Here is a 24,164-nt window from a genome sequence, read left to right on the forward strand (position 1 = left end):
TGGGATGAACAATAAATTTACGATTACTACTGGAGATATCTCTAGTATGAGCGCTACAGTTCTACTATATTTGCTAAAAAGGGGCAGAAGTAATTGTAACAGATATAGATGATCAAGTAAGAAAAATGCTTAAAAAAATTGAATGTTGCAAATGAGGGAAAGCTAAATGAATCAGACTTAACAGAATCCGATACTTGTACAAAAGAGTTCCTGAGGATAAAACAAATGATGAATAAAAAAAGTCAATGTTGATTAGATGTGAAATTCTTAAAAGTTCAAGCATTAAAGGAGACACAATCGACTGGCTACACTTCATGTTGCAAAAGAGAAGAAGATTCGTATGAATAGAGTCCAGCCAGGTTTCATTGCGATGAACTGGCAACAAACAATTTTAAAAAGATGAACTAATTGCCAAAAAACCGTTAGTCGATGAGGTTATGCTGTTGTACCTAGCTTCTAATGATTCGACTCTTACTACGGGTCGTGTACTAGTTAATAAATGGTCTTTATTTGGAAGAAGTAACCGGTAAATGTACATCTTTCATTTTTATCTCCTTAAGTACAAACCCACTTCCTTCACCACATACATATAATGAAGCGAGTATGGGAGGGATTAGGCCTGAATAGTCAACTAAAGGAGATTTTTGGCTCTGTATTGTCAACTATCGGTACAATTGAAGCAGCTTTAGGAAGTACTCCTCAACTCCCTATCAATGAACAGCTAAAAATTGATTTGCGTTTGCAAGGAAATATACTTCAAGCTACAGGCGAAGCACTTTCCGCTGATGGCCAAGGAACCTATTCACTTGAGCTTATTGGTGATGAAGTCCAAGCTGTTGGCAATTCTCTCGTTATCATTGGCATCCTTTTTGACCCAAATAAGGACTTGAACCAAAGAATAATCATTACTGGTAATTGGTTCCAGGCTTTAGGAAGTTTTGTTGCATTAAGTGATGAGTTTTTTGATTTAACACCCTCGGGTAGATTTTTAAATATAGTTGGTGGCTTCCTTCAAGGAATTGGCAATAGTATGCAAGCAAAAGGAGGGATTGAATCATTAAGAGACAAGAGTAGTGAGAGCGGTGAAGCATTGGGGTTTTATGGTAGTTGGATTCAGGCGATCGGGTCTGTTTTATCACTTATTGGTCAAATGAAAGAAGAGCTTCAAGAAATTGCACTTCATATTAATGAGTAAGTTTATAAGCCTCGTACAAGTAATCATGTTTACCTCTCTTTTTACATATACCTTTAAAGAAAGGATGTGTAAATTCATGAGTGAATTTGTACTTTGCAATAAATGTCAAGAGCTTGTTTATTATCATGAAATACTAATCGTAAAAAGAAAGACCATTTGTATGACTTGTTTAACTAAAAGAGTTGTTCACAAATCAAAATAAGCGGTGTCCCATATTTGATAATTACAAATATGGGATCCGCTTATTTTTTTCTTAAATCTTAAAACCACGCCTTATTTTCAGTTTACGAGAATAGCATTGGTCACAAACACCATCATTATCAATATATTCATTCTTGTCTTCTATTACTTTCTCACATTTAGAGCAAATCCACTGTTGTTGTTTCACTTGTTTCATTACTCTCAGCTCCTTTTCACCTATCATTCGACAAATCTAGGTAAGTTCCTTTTCGTTTTTATATTTTTCGGAAAATAAATGTATCTTTCTTTGAAAAATAACAGAAGCTAATCCTATCACTCTTCTTAGGAGGGTTTTTTAATGGTATTTTTCATTGTATTGATGATTATAATGATTCCTCTTTTAATGGTTTTTGCTAATAAATATTGGGCACCTACACATATTGTGCTAATTTCTTTAGCTACCATTTCCCTTATCGTTTTTGAAAGTATAACAGCTACAACAGTTTATGAAATCATTAGCGAAAACTTAGTATTTATGACAACCGTCCATGTCGTCTTTCTCAACCCTTTATTTTTAATTACAGGGGGATATCTAGGGGTTTTCTTACTTTATTTACTATTTTTAAGACTTGCAATGAAATAACTAATTAGGTTTGAACCCATTTCTTTCACCATTCATATAGTATAAGGATTCTTTATTTGGTGGTGAACGGGATGATAACAATTAGCCTTTGTATGATTGTAAGAAATGAAGAGGAAGTACTTGCTGAATGCTTAAAAAGTGTGTCTGATTTATGTGATGAAATTATAATTGTAGACACGGGCTCAACAGATGAAACAGAGAAAATCGCTAAAGAGTTTACTGAACATCTTTTTCACTATGAATGGACAGATGATTTTGCCGCAGCAAGGAATTATGCTTTTGAGCAAGCTACACAAGATTATATTCTCTGGTTAGATGCAGACGATATACTTTTACCAGATGACAGACAAAAAATGAAAGACTTAAAAGGAGCGTTATCTTTTGACGTAGATGCTGTCGCAATGCTCTACCATTTAGCCTTTGATGAGGAAAATAAACCAACCTTTAGTTCTCGTAGACATCGGTTAGTTAAAAGAGACCGACATTTCAAGTGGCATGGTCCTGTCCATGAATATTTGGAAGTCGGGGGCCATATTATTGAGTCAGATATTGCCATTAAGCATAATAAAAGTAGGAAACAAACACATCATGAACAAAGTGACCGCAATATTAAAATATACGAGAAAAGGTTAGAAAAGGGTGAGGAGTTTTCACCAAGGGATTTGTTTTATTTTGCAAATGAACTAAAAGACCATGCTAGATTCGAAAATGCAATTTCCTATTATGCACAATTTTTACAGAGTAAAAAGGGATGGGTCGAGGATGAAATTAGGGCATGCTTATCTATAGCTGAATGTTATAAACATTTAAATATAGAAGAAAGTGAGCTTGAGGCACTCATTTTAACCATGAAGTTTGATACACCAAGACCCGAAGCCGCTTGTAAAATTGGTGATATTTATAAAGAAAAAAATGACTTTAATAAGGCCATTTTTTGGTATCAATTAGCAACTACGCTCGAGGAACCGACTCATTTTAATTTTAAAGATGAATCTTATACTACCTGGTACCCACATATTCAACTATGTTATTGTTACTGGCAAAATGGTAATGAAAATCAATCATATTTCCATCACTGTAAAGCAAAAGAGTACCGACCCAATGATTCAAGAGTCAATCATAACGAGCTTTTTTTCAAAGAATATTACATCAAATAAGCAATGTGAGGATAATGATTCCCACATTGCTCTTTTTATCCAATTTGGTGAATGGACCAAACAATGGGTAAAGTCCCTGATCCCAGATTCAAGCTAATTGTAAGCCCATTTGCATTATAGAATAAACCCACAGTATCTCCCGCATTTAAAGTCATATCACCTGAGAGAGTAACTGTTCCAGAACCCAATATAGTTCTCAGACTCAATAATAAAACAATATTCACATCTAGAATAGGAAATACACCAGTAATTAAATCAGTTGAAGTAGATATTCTTCTAACACTAAAAGTCGGACTAACTCCTGCACCGATAGCTATAGAAATAGTGGTAGTTGTTTGATAATTAATTGTTGCCTTAATAGAATATCTCCCTGTATTTGGTACTGTAAAAGTACCTGTAGTAGCATTAAAACTTGCACTACTATAGCTAGGCGAAGCAATATTCCAATTAGCAATTTGTTGCGAAGCACTAATCCCACTTAAGTTTGTTCTAGCCGAAAAACCGACAATAGGTACTGAAATGCCTGATGGACCAGTTACACCTGTGATTCCTGTCACTCCTGTTGGACCCGTGATCCCGGTAGATCCTGTTAGGCCAGTCAGACCTGTTACTCCCGTTGGGCCGGTTGTTCCTGTGAACCCTGAGGAACCTGTTAAACCCGTTAATCCCGTTAGACCGGTTGGTCCGATTGAGCCTGTTGAACCGGTTGGGCCCGTTAGTCCCGTAGGTCCTGTTGTTCCTGTTAAGCCGGTTGTTCCCGTTAAACCGATTGCTCCTGTGACCCCTGTTACTCCCGTTAGACCTGTTGGGCCTGCACTCCCCGTGATTCCTGTCGCACCAGTACCACCCGATACTCCGGTACTTCCCGTGATACCGGTCACCCCTGTTGAACCCGTGACCCCCGTGGCTCCAGTTAGACCTGTTGCTCCAATCAAGCCTGTTGGACCCGCTGTTCCTGTGATTCCTGTTGGTCCTGTTAAACCGGTGACTCCCGTCAAGCCGGATGGGCCTGTGGTCCCCGTCGCTCCTGTTAGCCCAGTAGTTCCTGTCGCCCCAGTCAAACCGGTTACCCCTGTTAGGCCAGTTGATCCACTCAAGCCTGTTGGACCCGTTGTTCCTGTGATTCCTGTTGGACCTGTTGAACCAGTTACTCCTGTCAAACCGGTTGTTCCTGTTACTCCTGTTGTTCCAGTTAAACCAGTTACTCCTGTCAAGCCGATTGAACCCGTAATTCCTGTTGTTCCTGTTATGCCCGTTGCTCCAGTAATTCCGGTGATACCGGTCACTCCTGTTGAACCTGTTACTCCGGTTAAACCTATTGCTCCTGTGATTCCCGTTAGCCCTGTAGTTCCTGTCGCCCCCGTTAGACCCGTCGTGCCGGATGAACCGGTGATTCCTGTTGAACCTGTAGCTCCTGTCAAACCGGTTGTTCCTGTTACTCCTGTTGGTCCTGTTAGACCTGTTACTCCAGTCAAGCCGATTGAACCCGTAATACCTGTTGTTCCTGTTATGCCCGTTGCTCCAGTACTTCCGGTGATACCGGTCACTCCTGTTGAACCCGTGGCTCCAATTAAACCAGTAGCTCCTGTCAAACCGGTTGATCCAGTTAAACCAGTTACTCCAGTCGAGCCGACTGACCCAGTAATTCCTGTGGTTCCTGTTAAGCCCGTTGAGCCAGTTAGACCTGGGATTCCCGTTAGCCCTGTGGTTCCTGTGACACCGGTTGAACCCGTATTTCCGGTCGTCCCTGTTAGACCTGTTACTCCTGTTAAACCTATTGCTCCGGTGATTCCGGTCGCTCCTGTTGAACCCGTAGCTCCTGTCAAGCCGGTTGTTCCTGTAATTCCTGTTAAACCTGTCAAACCTGCTGATCCTGTTATTCCTGTCGCTCCTGTTGGACCTGGTGCTCCAGTCAAGCCGATTGAACCCGTAATTCCTGTTGTTCCTGTTATGCCCGTTGCACCAGTAATTCCGGTGATACCGGTCACTCCTGTTGAACCTGTTACCCCGGTTAAACCTATTGCTCCTGTGATTCCCGTTAGCCCTGTAGTTCCTGTCGCCCCCGTTAGACCCGTCGTGCCGGATGAACCGGTGATTCCTGTTGAACCTGTAGCTCCTGTCAAACCGTTTACACCGGTTAGTCCAGTTGATCCGGTCAAGCCAGTTGGACCAGTTGTTCCTGTGAATCCTGTTAGACCTGTTACTCCAGTCAAGCCGATTGACCCTGTATTTCCTGTGACTCCGGTTAAACCTATTCCTCCTGTGACACCAGTTGGACCGGTTGTTCCCGTTACTCCTGTTGATCCAGTACTACCAGTAACTCCCGTATTTCCTATTATGCCGGTCACTCCTGTTGAACCCGTGACTCCCGTGGCTCCTGTCAAACCGGTTGTTCCTGTTAAACCTGTTACTCCAGTCAAGCCGATTGAACCCGTAATTCCTGTTAAGCCCGTTGATCCAGTTGCACCTGTCACTCCTGTTGATCCAGTGATTCCGGTCGATCCTGTTAGACCTATTACTCCCGTTGCGCCAGTTGAACCCGTGATTCCGGTCGTCCCTGTTAGACCTGTCACTCCGGTTAAACCTATTGCTCCGGTAATTCCTGTTACTCCCGTTAGACCTGTATTTCCTGTACTACCCGTTACTCCGGTATTCCCTGTGAGTCCTGTCAATCCTGTTAAACCTGTGATACCCGTTAGACCGGTGATTCCAGTTGCACCTGTTAACCCCGTTGATCCGGTTGGACCCGTCGAACCTGTTGATCCAGTTACCCCTGTTAGACCTGTGACTCCGGTTAAACCTATTGCACCAGTGATTCCGGTTGACCCTGTTAAACCCGTTACTCCCGTCAAGCCAGTTGGGCCTGTGATCCCCGTCGCTCCTGTTAGCCCAGTGGTTCCCGTAGTCCCAGTAAAACCGTTTACACCGGTTAGACCAGTTGTTCCTGTCAAGCCGGTTGGTCCCGTTATCCCTGTTAATCCTGTTGTACCAGTTGGACCTGTGATTCCGGCCGCCCCTGTTAGACCTGTTACTCCCGTCAAGCCGGTTGAACCGGTGACTCCGGTGGATCCTGTTAAACCTGTTACTCCTGTCAAACCGCTTGACCCCGTAATTCCTGTTGCTCCTGTTAAGCCTATTGAGCCAGTTGGACCCGTTAGACCTGTATTTCCTGTGTTACCAGTTGAACCAGTAGTTCCAATGATTCCTGTCGGTCCAGTACCTCCTGGGATACCTGTCACTCCTGTTGAACCCGTAGGCCCCGTCAAGCCAATTGCTCCGGTGATTCCTATTGCGCCCGTTGAACCTGTGGCTCCCGTTAGACCCGTCGAACCGATTGAACCTGTCACTCCGGTTACACCCGCCAAGCCTGTTGGACCCGTGACCCCTGTCACTCCTGTTGAACCAGTAGTTCCCGTTATTCCTGTTGTTCCTGGTAAGCCCATTGAACCGGTGATTCCGGTTGATCCTGTTACTCCCGTCAAACCGATTGAACCTGTGACTCCTGTTGCTCCTGTTAAACCCGTTATTCCTGTTACTCCGGTGTTGCCAGTGGTTCCGGTACTCCCTGTAAGACCCATTAAACCAATTGGGCCTGTGATTCCAGTAGGTCCAATCATTCCCGTTGAACCTGTGACTCCTGTCAAACCAGTAGGACCGGTTGAACCCATTATTCCAGTCTCGCCTATTGGCCCAGTGTTGCCTGTTGCACCAGTACTTCCCGTCACACCTGAAACGCCCGTAGCCCCTGTCAAGCCTGCGACTCCTGTTGCACCTGTTAATCCTATTTCTCCAGTTAGACCCGTGACACCGGTATTTCCTGTGCTCCCAGTGATACCTGGCGTGCCTGTGGGACCAGTAACGCCTGTGACTCCTGTTTCTCCAGTTGTTCCCGTCACCCCTGCGCTACCTGTTAAGCCAGTAGGTCCAGTCATTCCCGTTACTCCTGTCACACCATTAGGGCCGGTGGTTCCTATTGAACCAGTTACGCCAGTGGCTCCGGTTAATCCCATCACTCCAGTAGGACCGGTGATACCTGGCGCTCCAGTTAAACCATCTACCCCTGTTAGACCTGTCACTCCAGTAGCTCCAGTTAGACCGGTGGCCCCCGTTATACCAGTGATTCCCGTACTTCCAGTTAAGCCTATCGCACCAGTCATACCCGTTGGTCCAGTTGCACCTGTTATTCCTGTCTCACTGCCTGGTGGACCTGTTGGACCTGTTGCCCCTGTAGGACCCGTTATTGTTAATCCGCTTCTCCCAGGTATTCCTGGATAACCCCTCGGACCCATTGCACCTGTCGACCCTGTTGCGCCAGTCATACCTGTTACTCCGGTAACTCCTGTTGCACCCGTTACCCCTCTTCTGCACCATCTACACATCCGACAATTACATCTTTGATTACAAGCATGAGGGATATTTATTTCACCAGCTGCTCCTTCACTTACTTCTCTCAAGATTGGAACTAATATGGGATCTTGTAAAATCTCAGCCAAGAGTCTAAGAGACTCACCAGGAATCTCATGAATTTCCGGTGAAAATTCACCTATTCTATCCGGAAACAGCAATTGAAAAAGATATGTGAGCCTCTCTTCTACCTCTTCAACATCGAATAGGCCTTGGTCATACATATTACTTAACAATAGCCTCAATTGATTGATTTCCTCGATGATTCTCACATATCTCAAATTTCCTCTCTCCCTTATAGATTTTAATAAACTTTTTATCTATTTATTTTATATTCGTTTCATATTCAATTACCTATATGCTATTCCCATTAAAGTATTCTGTTTGTGTATTCGCCTGTAAAATAGACATTTGTAACAAAATAAACGGAATAAAGAAGCTTTAATTGAAGAGAAGAAATGGACACTGCAATTCACCACTTATACCTTTTCTTAACAATATAATAAACAATGAAAATACCGATAAAGTTCTTAAAAATATCAACAAAAGAGAAAGAACGATAAGGAATATATAATTGATGAATTTCATCAATCAGACTATAAAGTAAAGACAAAATGAAACAAACAATCATTTTCTTTTTTGTAAACTCTCCATTAGGATTGGCCTTAAAGGTAAGGATAAGGAAAATAAATAAAATGCCAAACTCGATAAGATGCAATAATTCAAAAACAGTGCCGAGAATTACTAATATAGGAAAATCTAGTCTATAAGCATATATTTCAATTAATTGGGGGTTAAAATATTCAGATTGAAGCCAAATGAAAACCATATAACCAATCGTCATGAGCATCCAACTAACCTGTTTTCCGTATCTCCAAAGTACCAATGATTTACCCCCTAAGAATACGCACAGCTTTATTTTTCAATCGGTTTAATCCTGATCTGAAGAAATATTTCCACAACAATAATTTATTTCTCCGCAAGAAAAGTGATTGTATGATTGTATCATCCTTCATTATTTGTTCTATCTGTATTACAACTGGAATAAGTGATGCTTCTGATCTGACAGTTTGTTTATCGACCCGTATCATTCGTCGACCAACAGACATTTTTAAAAGTCTATATAACTTTTTTTCTAATATAGCTATATAATATTTCGGCTGATGAAGAAGGGCATGATCATAAATGATTTCAAAAAAATGAAAGAAATAACCTTGTCTATGATAATCTTTATGTAAGCATAGTTTATCTATCTCCCATACCCGATCCTGTTGTTGAAAAATAGATGGGATTTTAGAAAAGCGAAAATACCTTTCTACTTCCACTTCTTCATGATAAGGAATAAATTCAATCGTACCGATAACGGTCGGGTCTCTTTTAGATAACAATAGTTGATACCTCTCGCCTGTTTGTGCATAAGGGTCTTTATGCCAACCATTTCTCTCACAAAAATATTCCCATGTAGCAGCAAAAGCCTCTTGTTCCTTCTGACTAGTTACTTTTTTAAACATATACTCACCACCTAAATAAAAAACGCAGAGCGCCCTGAAATAAACAAGTTAATCTCTTTTCTAGTAAAAAATCCTTATGTACAAAAGTACATAAGGACATTTCCTCAACTGTAGATATCTGTTTCCGGCTCTGGATCAGCAGGATCCTTAGGATCCTTTCCTCCCCCATGTCCTCCACCTTTCATGGTCATTTTTACATCTAGTACTTCCAGTTTTACTTCTCCCCACGGCTTTTTCATAAAATCACGAATCCTTTCTATTTTTTCTTTAGGAAAAGGAAATATTTACATTGCCTCCACCTGCCTCTGTAACAGTTGACTAAATAACTGGTTCTTATCTTTAGATAATTGAACAAATTCTCCGACTTGAACAACTTTACCTGCATCTAACACGATTACTTGATCGGCATCTCTAATGGTGGAGAGGCGATGAGCAATTACTATGATTGTCATTTTTCCTTTTAATTGTTCAATACTCTCTTGAATGTTCTTTTCATTTTCGGTATCTAAACTACTCGTTGCTTCATCAAGTATAAGAATTAAAGGATCTTTCAAAATAACTCTTGCTAAAACAAGCCTTTGTTTCTCACCACCAGATAACTTTATTCCTCGATCGCCAATGTAAGTTTCTAAAGATTCAGGTAATTTTTTCACAAAATCAGCTGCTGAAGCAAAGGACAAGGCTTGCCATAGTTCTTGATCTGTCGCATTCGGGCGAAGTAGTAGCAAGTTTTCTCTAATCGTACCGTTAAATAAGAAAGGCTCTTGAGAGACATAACCAATGCTCTGCCTTAATAAGGCAAGCGAATGATTGCTAATCTTTTGTCCATCAATATACAATGCGCCTTCCTGTGGTTGATTTAAGCCCATCAGTAAATCCACGAATGTACTTTTACCCGCACCTGATTTGCCGACAATTGCTGTCATCTTTTTTGATGGGATTGTTACATTAATATCCTTTAAGGCATATTTCTCTTTAACGTAGCGAAAAGACACCTGTTGATAAGTAATACTGTTCTCTAATTTGAGTTTTTCATCTGATGAAATAAGTTCCTCGCGAGCTTGTTTACATTCACTTTGTAATAATTTTACCGCTTTAAAAGATGGGATAGCTGTTGTTATTTGTTCTAAAGAGGATTGAATACCTGCAACTCTCGGCCAAAGGCGAGAAAATATAACAACAATTAGTAATAGTGTTGCTGATTGTGCTTGAAATAATTGAATAGATAGATAAACAAAGACCGCGATGAATACAGCTAATGAAATTTTATAATTCAACTGTGAACGTAATCTCGTATTCATATAATTCACTTGCTCTTCTTGCATTTGAGCCGTCATTTCACCAGCCCAGCGTAGTTGTGCTTCTTCTAAATGGTTAGATTTAATTTCCTTGATTCCCCCTAATTGGTCTGTTATTCCAGATAGGAATTTTTTACCTAACGTATAATTTTGTTTACCAAAAGCTTGTGTCAGCTTCAAATATTTCCTGTTCATATAAATGGCCACCATGCCAAGCAAAAGAACAAAGCTTGTAATATATGGAGACAGAATAAACGCCATGCCAATTTGCACGCAAGCGAAAATCAGATTCGTACATAATTGTAAAATAGACCTCGTACCACCACTTGTTTTGGCAATCTCGGTTAGCACGGTATGGATTAAATCGGAACTGCTCTTTTTCAGGAAAAAAGACCAATTACTCAACAATATGTCCTGATAGATACTCATCCGTAAATGTGTCAAAAAACCCATTTGTATGCGCGTATGCTTTATCATCACAGCTTTTTCAATAAGATGATGAACAGCTACAATGACAACAAAAATCAGTAAGATCAACGGCAGTACTACACTAGATGGTACATACTCGAATAAGGAAAAAGAGGATAAAAAGGAGTTTTCTAAGCCGAAATCGACCATACCGGTAAAATGAATCAATGGGATTAGTAAAAGGATAGCTAATCCATCTAAAAGACTGACAATTGTAACTGCTATTAAGCTAGCGAATAGTCTCCAACCAGCGTATTGGTAAACTTGTTTTAAAAAATAGATAATATCCTTCAAGTAACCACCCCTTGTTCCTAAAAAGAACATTTATATTCTATATAACGAACTCCCATTATCAATTTACCATGATTCACCACTAGACGTCAATAAAAATTAGGTTAAACGAACTATGTTTAATTACATTCATAATGGTTTACACTGATTTCCTCATCTAAAGTACTATTAAACACAAATATATAGTAAAAAAGCGACAGTACGCGCATAAGATAACCTATCTAGAAAAGGAGGCGAGAAAAAGTGATTTTTATTATCAAAGATTATTTCGAGAATAATGCACCAACGATTAAGAATTACGATACCGCGATGATTCGTTTAAAAATAACAAATTTACATCCAACCACTTCGTTGTCATTTAACATTCACAACATCACGATTACCGTTAGGGCGAATGAAACATTCGAGGGAAACTTTGCTCCGTTTAACACGCTCTCTGTGCAATCATCTGTCCCTTTTAGATGTTATGTAAGTTCTTGGTTAAATAATGACGAACTCAAACCTGAGCCTGAATCACCTCCAAGAAATGTAGAAAACTTAATGATTCATCAAGTAACTGCTACTAGCGTTACGTTACAATGGGAGCCACCTCTTTATCATGATGGAATTACCTCTTATGACATTTCTCAAAATGACCAATTTAGAGAGAATGTCGTCAATCCTTCTGTCACTTTAGCAAACTTGTCCCCATCCACCTTTTATACTTTTACCGTACAAGCAAAAAATGAAGCTGGTCAAACCTCTACAGGGGTTAGCATTACCGTTACTACCTTAGAATTAGACGAAACACCACCTACTTTAACGGTGACACCTAGTGGCTTTTTTTCACAATCACACGAAATTACTATTACTTCAAGTGAACCAGCGACGATCTATTATACTTTAAATGGAGACGAACCCACTTCAACAAGCCCGGTTTATTCAGGTCCATTTATAATTACTGAAACCACAACCTTACAGGCTTACGCAATAGATAATACTGGAAACAAGAGTGCGCTACAATCTGCCTTATATCAAAAAATTGGCATTCAAACTGAGGGTATTATTCTTCATTATGACTTTACCAACCGTTCCGGGGAAACGAATAATTCTATTAGTGATACGATTCATGGGGTCGTTGCTTCCTTAATAGGTCTTTCACATGATGGAGTGAGCGATGGTTATGTGACAGATCAAGGTTTATTAGTCAATCGCGAGGATTATGTAGAAATACCGACAAATGCCTCCCCACTGAATCAACTCATTACTTTTGAAAATGGATTAACTATCCAAATGGCCAGCTTCAACACAAATGGATCGCACTGGAAAACAGTAGATGGGAAATTCACAGCTGCACGCTCAGATGTATTTATTCCGTATTTGACTACAACAGGACAGCAAAACACAAGAGCAATTAATTCATATTGGTTTAAAGATGAACAAGGACAAAAGAAAAGTTATCAAGATTGGCTAAACCCTATTGATTCACATGCGATTAATCTCTTTACACTCAGATTTAATACCGATCAAACAGCCAGTCTCTTTATCAATGATGCAATCAATGATAATGGTCCAAGACCTGTACCTAATGATTTTGCTAGTACCGTAAATGCGCTTATTCAATCACCACTTCAATTAAGAAAGGACTTTGTCGCACACAATCAAGCACCTGAAATCATTGTGGCTTTTGCAATTTATAATCGCGCATTAACGGATGAGGAAGTAAAAAACAATTATGACTATTATCAGCAAACAGAACAATTAATTGGCATTTCTGCGTTACCACAAACCATCTCTTTAGCCATTGGTGAAAGCCAAAAGTTATTTATTGAAGCCATTCCAAGTCAATACACTTCAGACCTCACCCTTGATTTTCAAAGTAATAATGAACAAATAGTAGAAGTAGATAACAGAGGCCGTATAAAGGCATTAACCGCAGGGACGACGTCCGTAAATGTAATGGCTGCCTACGAAGAACAGAGCTTTACGACAACTATTCCTATAGATGTGCAATTATCTCCCTCTCTCCCCCCATCTAATCGGACGATCACCGAGATTGTTATTAATAAGAAGAAGGAAACGATGGTTGTTGGTGAAGCGACTGTATTGATGGCGACTGCATTATCAGAAGGATTACCTTTTGATGTGCTAAATGATAATATTGTCTTCTGGGAAAGTGAAAATATTCATATCGCCACAGTACAATATGGAGTGGTTGAAGCACTTACGAGCGGTACAACGACTATTACTGCTTATGATAGTAGTAAAACAATTGCTGCAAGCTTTACTTTGACTGTATCTGAACGAGCGGAGCAACCGATTGAGGAAGCCGACATTTTGTATGTGAATGCAGAACAATATGATATACATTTGGATGAAACAAACGCTCTCGCAACTACTAACGGGATTCAAGCAGCATTTGATGATGCCTTACTGGGCCCATATAAAAAAGTCATTTTCCCCTACGGCCATTATTTAATTAATCCAACTGTTAGAACATTGTTTCCTCCGACTAATATCATCATTGATTTCAGTGATAGTAAGATTCAAATTGAAGCAAGTGAAAAGACAAAAACTGGGTACAGAATGTTCTATTTTACTAATCTTGAAAATACCAAACTCTTAAACGCCCATATTTATGGCGAAAGAAACGATACAACTGTTGCAGAATCTACTGAAGGTTGCCTGAGTGTGCTCATTGATGATTGTAAAAATGTCTCCTTTGAGTCATGTACGTTTAATCAATCACCAGGATTTAATTTCATCACTGGAACAATTCATAACCGTGAGCTCGGAGAAGTGAAAAGTGATACGGTTGTTAGCTGGTCACATTTTGAACCAGGAGATATAGATGATCAAGGGAATGCGCGTGCAGAAATAAACAATCATCGTTTTCGCTCATCTACCTATTTAAATATTTCAGGACTGGGTAGTTATTATTTGTTAGGTTACACTCAAGGTTATCAAGGGTTCCGTTATTTACGATCCAGACTGTATTCTATATACTTTTACGATGAAAATCACCTATTCATTTCTTCCCAAACTTATAATCTACAATTTTACAATTATGATAAGCCACAAGCGGCAAAATGGGTCAAAATTGTCATTTATCAAGAAGCCCCCCCTGCAGATGGCGATACCGACTTTAACGGCGCAGTCGCTTTCCTTCGTACCATTGGCATGCCAAGACAATGTAAAATTAAAAACTGTCATTTTGAAGAAAACACCAGCACAGGTCTTGCGATGTGTGGTGGTCAAGAGTGGTTAATTGAAGGAAACACATTTGTTAATAATAAAGGACGAACACCAGGCTGTGACATTGATTGGGAAGATGGCTGGGATGCAATGGCGTTGGATGTTGTGAGGTATAACCGTTTTACTTCGCCCCTAGGTATTATCTTAAGTGCTGGTAGCAGTTTAGCTCTTTATGAAAACGAATTTACTATGTCAACAATGAAGGCATGGGGAAGAACACAAAACTTTAGAATTTATAATAATATTTTTATGGGTAAAGGCGCAATCACCAATGACTTTAGTACGCAGGCAGAATCCATTCTCGCCAGAAATATATTTACCGATGGTGCCGGTTTTACCACTGGTAAAGAACATGAGAATGGATCCTATCAAGTTCACACTTACCAGAATACTACTATTTAAAAAAGCCAATATCACGTCTAGGACTAGACAAGAATCACCTAAAATATTGCTGCTAAGAAGAGAGCATTCTATCTCTTCTCTTCGCTTGCAAGCGTCTTAGTATAGTCAAAACCATTTTTAAAATATATTGGAATTCGTCCGTTCGGTAAAATACGATTATATATAATAAATTAGGCAGCACTAAACTTACAAATAAGTAAATAAGAAAAGTAGAAAAACTGACAGGAGAAAACTGCATAAGAATGATTTTCGTTAATAAATAAGCTACCAATCCTATCAACATAAGAGACAAATAAGAAGTAAAATATTGTCTTACTGGTAGCTTAAACAATTTTTTATAGACCACATAGGGGGTAAACCAAAAAGGAACGAAAAGAGCACTAAGGAAATGCCCTAAAAATATGCCAGTAATCCCTAGAAATTGTACAAGGACAAGTGCAAATATTAAGCTGATTCCTGCTTGTAATAGCGGTGCATATTGATCTTCTCGAAATAAACCCGCTGTTGTTTTTATTGCTGATATAGAATTTCGCATGCCACGTTCATAGAACGTCAATAATAGAATGACGAGTAACGCTTCTTGATAAAACAAGAAGTCGCTTCCTAACCAGATTCTTATAAACGGCTCCAATGTAAATGCCAATACAATGGTTAACGAAGAATACAGCCAAAAATTTACTAGACGATAACATTTATAAATCGCTATGATCTTCACCATCGATTCATTAGCCACGAGATTGCCAACACTATGATACACATTACTAAATACCTGGTTAATAAACGTACGAGCAATATCAATGACCATTTTATAATTCGAATAAATTCCAACAGCCACTAAGCTAACAAAGGATGCAATCAGAAGATGCTCTGTCCCGAATAATAAATAATTCCCTATGTTTTGAATAACAATCGCCTTCACGTTGGTAGTGATTTGTCCCTTTGTTATTTCATCTAATTTACCCTCCACCTTCTCGCGCAAATATGGGTACATTCGATTGACCATCACAGCAAGGATAATGGAATTGGCAATTGTAATAACACTATCAATTATTAAATAAAGTAAATAATTTTGAGTATAAGATAAAATAGCTATTTTCATTACGGCCGTTACTATCGATGAAACTGTGTAAACAGCTGTAACAATATAACCACGCTGTGCGACATTCAGAAATGAATTTTTATGAATGTAAAAATAGGGAGCAACTGTATTAAGCAAAAAGATAAAGTAAATGAGTTCTACATCCTCAATATTCGCCCCTTTTACAAAAAAATCAAGGAACGGAAAAAGCAATAAACCGAGTACGAAGACAATTGCTGCAATAACCATATACGCTTGACGATAAAATTTCATAAGAATGCGGATCTTCATATAATCATTGTCCGCAACAGGCTTATATAAACTGTACATAATGCTAGCACCTAGTCCTGCTTCAGCGAGCGTAAGCATCGCTAAAAGATTCGTAAACAAACCATTAATCCCTAAATATTCTACACCTAATGTTTGGATAAAAATTGTTCTTGATAAGAAGCTTAACATGGTAATAATCAACTGATTGGTTAAACCTGCTGTTATATTAATTAGAGAGTAGCGTGATCTCATTTTGTCCCCTTCTCACTTTCTTTGTTCACACCCATTAGCTCACAGCTTGTCTATCTTTCTTTGTCTCCTGATATCTTCTTTTCTCTGCCAATAACCTTAGCGACATCCCTTGCGTAAACGGCAGGATATCAAACAATTGGGAATAAACGCCAATATCCTTTGTGTCTCCTTGTGAGAAGTCAATCGCTCCCGTCCTTCTCGTTACCTTCATCAAATAATGAATAGCTTTATCTCTACCTTGGCAACACTGATCCGCAATCTCCTCGATATAAGCAGCATGAGCTAAGAAATATCCTAATGTCGCCGTTGTCGAAGAGTCCGCTCTCGCTTCTTTTCTAGTCATTAACCAACTCCAGGAACCAGAGTCTTGCTGTAGACTCAAAATGACTTTTGCCAATTGTGTTATCCTTAACTCTAATTCATGTTTATAATGATGATGATTCGGTAACTCCTTCCACGAATCAATCACGCCTAGCGCTAACCATGCCATTCCTCGTCCCCATCCATATAGTCCAGTCCCCACCTTTGATTTTATATGATAAGCATGAGCGGGTACTGCCATCTGACTACTCATCCCATAAGTAAAAAAGGATTCTATTTGATGAATCGCAAGGTCAATGCATTCCGGCTTATTATTTTTCACACCGTAAGTAATCAGAAAAGGGCAAATAAAACCAATCGTATCGACGTACCGATAGTCTACCATTGACTTTCTATACATGACGGTTCCATCCTTCCCAATATGTGCTTGAATCACTTGCCACATTTCATCCATTGCTTGCTGATAACACTCACCATTTAACCGATTATTTTTAAGGATTGCATAAGCTAAGATTGCACCATCTATCTGTTGTGGACATGTTTTCCATTCACCAGAGGGAGTGATTTTCTTATTGATAAAACGATCGACTTCTGAAATAAACTGGGGTGATGGTAATGCCAATAACAAAGCTGCCTCTTGCCAATATTGGATCTCGCCTCTTGTATATTGTCCTTTGATGATATCTAAAGCCACCCAACGCCTTTGGTCGGTTAAAGGTACTTTCGGTGTTCGCTTTAACCAACGAGCGACTGTAGTGATGATAGGTTTCTCCCAATCGCGTTCATTTTCATATTTGCCAAAATGAATCCGTGAAAACCAAGTTTTAAATATAAGAAATAAATCCAAACCGATTGCTCCAACCAAAATCAGTATGAAAAAGGCTAACGGCCATATAATCATTAAAGATTCGCCTACCCTACTTTTATATATTGGTAAAAACGCTTGATTTCGTCTTCTGTTCCAAGTTTCTCTTTCCCTAGTCCCTCCATTAACTGATGCTGTAAAGATTCATCTGCAAATAATTGTACAATCGTTTCTGCAAGTGATTCTGCTGTCATATTTGCGATTAGCCCCGTCTGTCCATGATTAATTTGATCGCCTGCTGTGCTATAGTTTGTGACAATCACTGGCTTGTACAATATTTTGGCTTCCTCAACAGCAACTGACTTTCCTTCAAAGCGCGAAGGCTGAATATATATATCTGCCCACCGAATATATGGATAAGGATTCTCCTTTATTCCGATAAATTTCACTTCTTCTTCTAATTGATACTTTGTAGATAACTGGATTAAATTCTCCCTTTCGCTACCTTCTCCTAAGATGAGCCATTTAAAGGGTACACCTTTTTTCTTCAGTAACGCAGCTGTCTCTAAAGCTAAGTCAAAACCTTTTTGTCGATGTAATCGTCCAATAGATAAAAGCTTCAATCCTGGAAATGGTAAAGGCATCTCATTCATAGACAACGTTTGAATAGTCGATTTAGATAAGATATTTTGTATGACTTTTATTTTCTGTTGATATTCTGGAAATTGTTGACGTAATACTTCGGCACAGGAATCTGACACTGTCATAATACCGTCCAACTGCTGAAAGTATGGAGAGTCCAACGTTTTATCCATGCCCATTTGTTTATAATCATTATGGATAAACCCTATTTTCCTCTTTGCTTTTACTTTTTCTAGACAAAAATAAATAGGATTCTTTTCTAAGAATCCTATGGCAACATCATATTCTTTTTTTACACTAGATAAGCATGGGGATATATATTTCCACACTTTTTGTTCACAAACAGCTCCATTATTTTCCGTTCTAAAAATACGGGCTGCCCTTATACGAGAAATGGCGAGATCAAACCTTCGAGATGAAATAGCTTTTAACACATTATCGATGACTCTGCCATCAAAGTAACGAAATTCCTCTTGTTCATTTAAAATGGTTACTTCATTTGGCACGATATTCAAAAATACACCTTCCTTTTTAAATAACAGCAAGTCCACCTCATATCTTTTATAGTCAATGGCATGTAATAATGAGATAAGTGCCTTTTCTGCACCGCCACATTGGAGGTTATTCATCACAAAGAGTAGTTTTGTTTTCATGCTTATACCCCTCTATACGATTTGATAAAACTTGTCTATTTCAGATTCTGTTCCATAAGAGTGCCCGCTTAAATTGACTGTTAACTGTTCTCTTAAAGCATCATCTTTCATTAATAAGCTAATTCCCTTTTCGATCCCATCCACGTTTAAATCTACGATGAGTCCCGTAACTCTATCTATAATTTGATCTTTTGCTGTAGTATAGTTTGTTACGACAATCGGTTTGTGCAGTATTTTTGCCTCGTCTATAGCAATTGCCTTACCTTCAAACCTTGATGGCTGTACATAAATATCAGCTACATCGAGCCAAGGATAGGGGTTCGCTTGTTGTCCAAGCAAAATGAAGTGTTCCTCTAGTTGATGAATTCTAATCAATCTTTCCAATTTGGTTCTTTCTTGCCCCTCGCCAATAATGTACCATTTCAGTTTCATTCCTTTTCGTACTAAACGGCTACAAGCCTCAATTGCCATATCTAGACCTTTTTGCGGATGCAAACGGCCAATGGTTAGTAACGTAAACATTTGCTTTTGTAACGGTATGGACTGACGTGACATTTCGTAAATGATTGTTGGTGACACAATGTTATGAATCACCTTTACTTTATATTTCAATGAAGGAAACTGTTCGATAAACACGCGTGCACATTCATGAGAGACTGTGACAATAGTGGACATTTCTTTAAAATAAGTATGATCGTATGTTGCATCCATACCCATTTCATTGTAATCAATATGTACCCACCCAATTTTCTGTTTCGCATTTACTTTCTCCACACAAAAATAGGTTGAAGATTTCTCTAAAAATCCGATCGCTGCATCGTACGTTTTGACTAGTTGTGGACATGCTTGTTTTAAATATTTCCAGGCATACTGTTCTTTTTGAGCTGTATTTCCTATTCTTCTATTAGCTAAAAAGTATAATAGACGGTTATACACGAGCTTCCATCTGCGTCTCTTGGCTAGAGCCCATATAGCTGAATGGACTGGTAAAGAGAAATGTTCAAAATCTACGGAGTGATTTAGCACAGACACTTGAGGAGGTAGAAACGATAGAAATACACCTTTTTTGGCAAAAAGAAAAACATCCACCTCATACTGGTCATAATCGATTTGTGATAGAAGATTGATCAAGCTTTTTTCTCCTCCACCTGCTGCTAAACTAGGGATAATAAATAATAGTTGTTTTTTCATTATCCTAGCAATTCCTTTAAAGAATGCACGGCTTCATACGAACGGTTTTGTATAATGGGGATGACTTTTAGCAATTGTTCTTTAATCTGGGCTTCTTGATCTACCATTTCACCAAAATATTGAATCAGTTTATTACTATTTGACACTTCCTCAATCGAAACTACAAATCTTTCACTATTGAATAAGTCATAGGCGATACCTCTTGACTTCACACTATAGCCTAAAACGAGGGTCGGGACAAAACTGGAATAGGCTGCAATCGTTGCATGTGTTCTTGCGCCAATGAAAAAACGCATTTTTGCAATATACCCTTTATACTGTAATGCGTTTAAATCCGCTGGTAGCAATATGACTCTTCTTGAACTTTTATATTTTTGATAGTACTCTTGTAATAAATCATAATCATTATTCCCCTTTTGCATGACATGTGGTGTGAGCGCGATGACAGATTCGGTATTTTCTAAAATATATTCAATTAAATGAGAGACAGCTTGTTTACTACCTTGATTCTTGCTAACTAAAAGTGGACTGATATTTAAGCCAATCGTATCCCCATCTTTCCAAGCAATGGGCAGGTCTACTTCTTCTTTCTCTAGTGTAAATGCAGGATCACCACAAAGTGTCACATGATGAATGCCTCTCTTTTTTAACATTTGGTACGTATATGTCTCTCGAGCCAAAATTAAATCAAATGTTTTGAGATCTGCTAGCTTTCTTGCCGACATATCTTCCTCTCCGATCGAACACCCCCATAATACTAATTTTTTCCCTTTCTTTTTGACCATTTTATCAACTTCATACCAACCGGGCTGTTCACCATAACAGTAATTATCTCCGCCAATTGAAAGACAAATGTCAGCCACATCAATTTGATTAATCGTTTTTTGTTGCGTTTTTTGCAAGGCGTATGTTTCGTCTTGAAAGAGTTTATTCCGAATCGCAGCTCTCCACCAATCTGTTGAATATTTTCTTATAATTGTTTCTGAACCATCAAAGATTCCATCTAGCTGTTGTATATGTTGATCTGTTTCAGGTTGATAAGATGAAAGAAAAACAGCCACATCTTCCACTTTTTCTTTGAGCATAGTTGACGTTGATCGTACAATCGCCTCACAACCGCGATTCTCACTTCCTCCATGGGCAAACATCAGTATTTTCATGAATGAACCTCCCCTTTTTTTCTATTTCGCCACCTACTATATGCAGTTGCACTATATAAACCAAGAAGCGATTGATGCTTTATACACTTCATTAAGAAGCGGTCATATCTGCCGAGCATTCTTACCTTTTCTACCGGGTAGAGTCGTAAAGCTTCTTGAACAACTGGATGATGAATCATTGTTTGTACATATTGCCTTCTTTCTTTTTTACTTAATTCATTTGTAGGTAAAATATAGATGTGAATATAAGCTAACACTTGATGAAGCAGCTTCATAGCCTTTAGTGTCTTGATTTGAGGGCTACTCATTTCAATCCGATCTGGTATACTACGCTGATAAGAGCGTAACGCATGAGAAAAGTAATCTTTTTCTTGGAGATTTCTTGTCGCACTGCCTGCTACTTCACGATAATAATAACCAGGAAAATCGCTATAAATCGCTGAATTCGCACATAAAAAAAAGGACCAATTAAATTGTCCATCTTCCCCAAGCACCTCGTTTATCGGAAATTGCAGCCGAAGTTTATTCAATGTTTCTCTTCTATATAACTTGTTACACACACTATTAAAATCTTCTTTTTGTAACATGTGTGGAATGATAAACTCATGAATGTCATTTTTATGTAATTTTACCCGCCTTGGAAAGGGATAGCTAATCACTCTTTGAATGCCATTGACCTCTTCAACTAAGTGAAATATAACGACCTCACTATCGAATTGATTAGCAAGCTGATATACGTGCTGATAAGTATTTTCTGTTATTGTATCATCAGCATCTATAAATCCGATGTATTCACCTTTAGCTATTTCAACCCCCTTATTCCTCGCATAGCTGACCCCGTGGTTTTCTTGATTCAAAAGTTTAATGCGATAATCTTTTTCTTGATAAGCTTCAATGAGTTGTTGACTGTGGTCACTAGACCCGTCATTGACGAAGATAAATTCACATTGTTGTAAACTTTGCGTAAGTAAAGATTGAATACATTCTTCCAAATAATCGGCTGCGTTATAAACGGGGATGACGACACTTACTTTCGGTTGTTCCAATGGCCCTATCCCCCTTTTTCATTCACAAATAGCATGTAATTTTTCGAGCTCGGCTTCATTACTAAAGTTCGTTCGTTGACAATTCTTGCTCAACCTCTCCCTTTCCTCCGGATGTTCATATAGCTGAATAATGCTTGAAGCTAATTCTTCTGGATTGTTGCCAGCGATATAACCATCCACTCCAACACGAATTTGGCTTTTTGCTGTAGGATAATTCATAAGTAGTACTGGCTTTGCTAGTATTTGCGCTTCACTTACTGTAACGGCTTTCCCTTCATAACGAGAGGGTTGAACATAGAGGTCACATGCCTTCATAAATGGATAAGGGTTGACCTTTTTACCAAGTAATATAAACTGACTTTCTAAATTACAAGCTTGAATGAGTTGTGTCAGTTCTTTTTCATCTCCACCAAAACCAATCACATACCACACAATGTCGTGATAACCTTTTTCTTTAACTATTTTCATCGCCTGTATGGCAATATCTATTCCTTTTGCTTTTGAGAGTCTAGCAACTGTAACAATAGTAAAACGATGATCTAAGAGAATAGGATTTTCGACTATTTCCTCAGACAATTCTTGTATAAATGTCGGCGATATCAGATTTTCCATCACCATCACCTTATTGGCTAACTGTGGATAAACGGTAAGAAATGCTTCTCTACAAGCATCAGAAACTGCGATAATATGATCAAATAACCGCCAAACTTTTTCATCTTCATTCGTATCAATATGAAGAGAGGAAAAGTCAGTATGAATCCAAGCAATCTTCTTTTTAGCCTTTACTTTATAGGCTACAAAATGGTGGGGCCATAAATAACTAATAGCCACATCGTAAGTTTTATCCATTGTAGGAAGGAAGGGTGATGAATATTTACCGATTTGCTGCATCTGATAGTAACCCCACTCTTCATCACGTGCGTGCAGGCTTTTCCATTGTGTTTGCCATTTGGCTAGTAGTCTTACAGAAGCCAATAGCATATGCTTCTTTTGGATTGTTTCAATAATGGACTGACGAAATGTAGCCATACTTGAAAACTCTTGCAACAAATGCACTTGTTTAGGAAGCAGATGAAAAAAATCGCCTTGATGACGATATAATAATAGATCCACCTCATACTTTTCGTAGTTAAGTTGTTTCAATAATTGTAATAAACTTCTTTCTACCCCGCCAATTTCCATATCATATGTAGCAATGAATATTCGGCTCATGACCTCACTCCCGAAAACTTCTTACGTAAATTAGCTAATTTTTCTCCGCCAATCAATTTGACTATATTCCTTTTCACGATTCGTTTAACTAACACATGAGGAGGCAACCAACTCTGATAAAAATGATGCTTCGTTACTGTTTCATCTGATTGCAGGTCGCGACAATTAATATAATCATATGGGGAGAAAATTGTTTGCTCGAATATTACTCCCATTTCTTCTATCACTTGCTTTTGTCCGTTACATATAACCCCTTTTTTCTTCATTTCTTCTGTTATGGCGGCAACATTTGTCCATTCGTTAAAAGTCCCGTCATCATTGATAAAATGATTAGATTGATAGGATTCTAAAAAATACTGGATAAGCGGATGCCCCTTACTGGCACCAATCGTGCTTGTTGCAATATAATTGCCTTCTTCAAATCCCCAAAAGGATGGATAATGAAGGAAACGATCAAAAGATTGATAAACCTCGACATCTGTATCAAGATAAACCCCACCTTCTGTATACAAAGCATACATTCTAAAATAATCACTCACAAAAGCATATTTTTTCGCTTGATACGCTTCGTGTACATAAGCATTACATGTTACATCAACATTGCTTTCATCCCATTGCTTTAGCTCATAATGAGGGAGATGTTCTTCCCAGGACCTTATACACTGTTTCATTAACTCTGGCTTTTCCCCGCCACCAAACCAACAATAATGAATAATTCTTGGTATCTTCTCCATCATTTCAGCGCTCTCTT

General features: G+C 38.8%; 18 protein-coding genes. 4 read left to right on the forward strand and 14 right to left on the reverse strand.

Annotated elements, in window-relative coordinates; all coding sequences use genetic code 11:
• Window positions 1-592: 592 nt before the first annotated feature.
• Window positions 593-1,195, forward strand: a complete 603-nt coding sequence (locus MHI57_RS10195) for a DUF6944 family repetitive protein (protein WP_322910394.1) — start codon at window positions 593-595, stop codon at window positions 1,193-1,195.
• A gap of 253 nt (window positions 1,196-1,448) precedes the next feature.
• On the opposite strand, the gene MHI57_RS10200 is transcribed toward MHI57_RS10195, so the two are convergent.
• The gene (locus tag MHI57_RS10200; RefSeq protein WP_180316941.1) at window positions 1,449-1,592 is read right to left on the reverse strand and encodes a hypothetical protein; all 144 of its coding nucleotides are present in this window, start codon (window positions 1,590-1,592) and stop codon (window positions 1,449-1,451) included.
• A 141-nt stretch (window positions 1,593-1,733) separates the two neighbouring features.
• Here MHI57_RS10200 and MHI57_RS10205 point away from each other — a divergent pair, with 141 nt between their 5' ends.
• Together MHI57_RS10205 and MHI57_RS10210 are read left to right on the forward strand one after the other, a co-directional pair.
• On the forward strand, window positions 1,734-2,018 hold the full coding sequence (locus MHI57_RS10205) for a transposase (RefSeq protein WP_095372119.1): 285 nt from the start codon (window positions 1,734-1,736) through the stop codon (window positions 2,016-2,018).
• 71 nt (window positions 2,019-2,089) lie between these two features.
• A complete protein-coding gene (locus MHI57_RS10210) occupies window positions 2,090-3,175 on the forward strand; it encodes a glycosyltransferase family 2 protein (protein WP_340976167.1) in 1,086 nt (361 codons plus the stop codon).
• 35 nt (window positions 3,176-3,210) lie between these two features.
• Here the strand turns inward: MHI57_RS10210 and MHI57_RS10215 are convergent, their stop codons facing one another.
• From MHI57_RS10215 to MHI57_RS10235, 5 genes are all read right to left on the reverse strand, one after another.
• Complete coding sequence (locus MHI57_RS10215) at window positions 3,211-7,464, reverse strand: beta strand repeat-containing protein (RefSeq protein WP_445293217.1); 4,254 nt, start codon at window positions 7,462-7,464, stop codon at window positions 3,211-3,213.
• A gap of 587 nt (window positions 7,465-8,051) precedes the next feature.
• Entirely contained in the window at window positions 8,052-8,465 is a 414-nt protein-coding gene (locus MHI57_RS10220) for a VanZ family protein (protein WP_340976169.1), read from the reverse strand.
• Window positions 8,466-8,469: 4 nt separating this feature from the next.
• Complete coding sequence (locus MHI57_RS10225) at window positions 8,470-9,090, reverse strand: hypothetical protein (RefSeq protein ID WP_328197445.1); 621 nt, start codon at window positions 9,088-9,090, stop codon at window positions 8,470-8,472.
• Window positions 9,091-9,194: 104 nt separating this feature from the next.
• On the reverse strand, window positions 9,195-9,329 hold the full coding sequence (locus MHI57_RS10230) for a paeninodin family lasso peptide (protein WP_157733909.1): 135 nt from the start codon (window positions 9,327-9,329) through the stop codon (window positions 9,195-9,197).
• A gap of 45 nt (window positions 9,330-9,374) precedes the next feature.
• A complete protein-coding gene (locus MHI57_RS10235; RefSeq protein ID WP_340976173.1) occupies window positions 9,375-11,150 on the reverse strand; it encodes an ABC transporter ATP-binding protein in 1,776 nt (591 codons plus the stop codon).
• A 240-nt stretch (window positions 11,151-11,390) separates the two neighbouring features.
• Between MHI57_RS10235 and MHI57_RS10240 the strand changes: the two genes are divergently transcribed.
• A complete protein-coding gene (locus MHI57_RS10240; protein ID WP_340976176.1) occupies window positions 11,391-14,783 on the forward strand; it encodes a chitobiase/beta-hexosaminidase C-terminal domain-containing protein in 3,393 nt (1,130 codons plus the stop codon).
• A 52-nt stretch (window positions 14,784-14,835) separates the two neighbouring features.
• On the opposite strand, the gene MHI57_RS10245 is transcribed toward MHI57_RS10240, so the two are convergent.
• The 8 genes from MHI57_RS10245 to MHI57_RS10280 are packed head-to-tail and all read right to left on the reverse strand — an operon-like array spanning window position 14,836 to window position 24,150.
• Window positions 14,836-16,383 (reverse strand): lipopolysaccharide biosynthesis protein, encoded by a 1,548-nt coding sequence (locus MHI57_RS10245; RefSeq protein WP_095372113.1) that lies wholly within the window; start codon window positions 16,381-16,383, stop codon window positions 14,836-14,838.
• 34 nt (window positions 16,384-16,417) lie between these two features.
• Window positions 16,418-17,605 carry a glycoside hydrolase family 88 protein gene (locus tag MHI57_RS10250; RefSeq protein WP_340976179.1) on the reverse strand — a complete coding sequence of 396 codons (1,188 nt, stop codon included), beginning with the start codon at window positions 17,603-17,605 and terminating at the stop codon, window positions 16,418-16,420.
• 11 nt (window positions 17,606-17,616) lie between these two features.
• The gene (locus MHI57_RS10255; protein ID WP_307318098.1) at window positions 17,617-18,804 is read right to left on the reverse strand and encodes a glycosyltransferase; all 1,188 of its coding nucleotides are present in this window, start codon (window positions 18,802-18,804) and stop codon (window positions 17,617-17,619) included.
• A gap of 12 nt (window positions 18,805-18,816) precedes the next feature.
• The gene (locus tag MHI57_RS10260; RefSeq protein WP_307318100.1) at window positions 18,817-19,995 is read right to left on the reverse strand and encodes a glycosyltransferase; all 1,179 of its coding nucleotides are present in this window, start codon (window positions 19,993-19,995) and stop codon (window positions 18,817-18,819) included.
• Window positions 19,995-21,155 (reverse strand): polysaccharide pyruvyl transferase family protein, encoded by a 1,161-nt coding sequence (locus tag MHI57_RS10265; protein ID WP_340976187.1) that lies wholly within the window; start codon window positions 21,153-21,155, stop codon window positions 19,995-19,997. Before MHI57_RS10265 ends, MHI57_RS10260 begins: the two co-directional genes overlap by 1 nt.
• Window positions 21,152-22,201: a glycosyltransferase family 2 protein gene (locus MHI57_RS10270; RefSeq protein WP_340976190.1), complete on the reverse strand. Its 1,050-nt coding sequence runs from the start codon at window positions 22,199-22,201 to the stop codon at window positions 21,152-21,154. The genes MHI57_RS10265 and MHI57_RS10270 overlap by 4 nt, the downstream gene beginning before the upstream one ends.
• A gap of 18 nt (window positions 22,202-22,219) precedes the next feature.
• Entirely contained in the window at window positions 22,220-23,413 is a 1,194-nt protein-coding gene (locus tag MHI57_RS10275; protein WP_328197434.1) for a glycosyltransferase, read from the reverse strand.
• Window positions 23,410-24,150, reverse strand: coding sequence for a glycosyltransferase family 32 protein (locus tag MHI57_RS10280; RefSeq protein ID WP_340976196.1), 741 nt, complete (start codon window positions 24,148-24,150; stop codon window positions 23,410-23,412). Before MHI57_RS10280 ends, MHI57_RS10275 begins: the two co-directional genes overlap by 4 nt.
• Window positions 24,151-24,164 lie beyond the last annotated feature (14 nt).

This window comes from Cytobacillus sp. FSL K6-0129 (assembly GCF_038007625.1).
In the GTDB taxonomy this organism is placed as follows: domain Bacteria; phylum Bacillota; class Bacilli; order Bacillales; family Cytobacillaceae; genus Cytobacillus; species Cytobacillus kochii.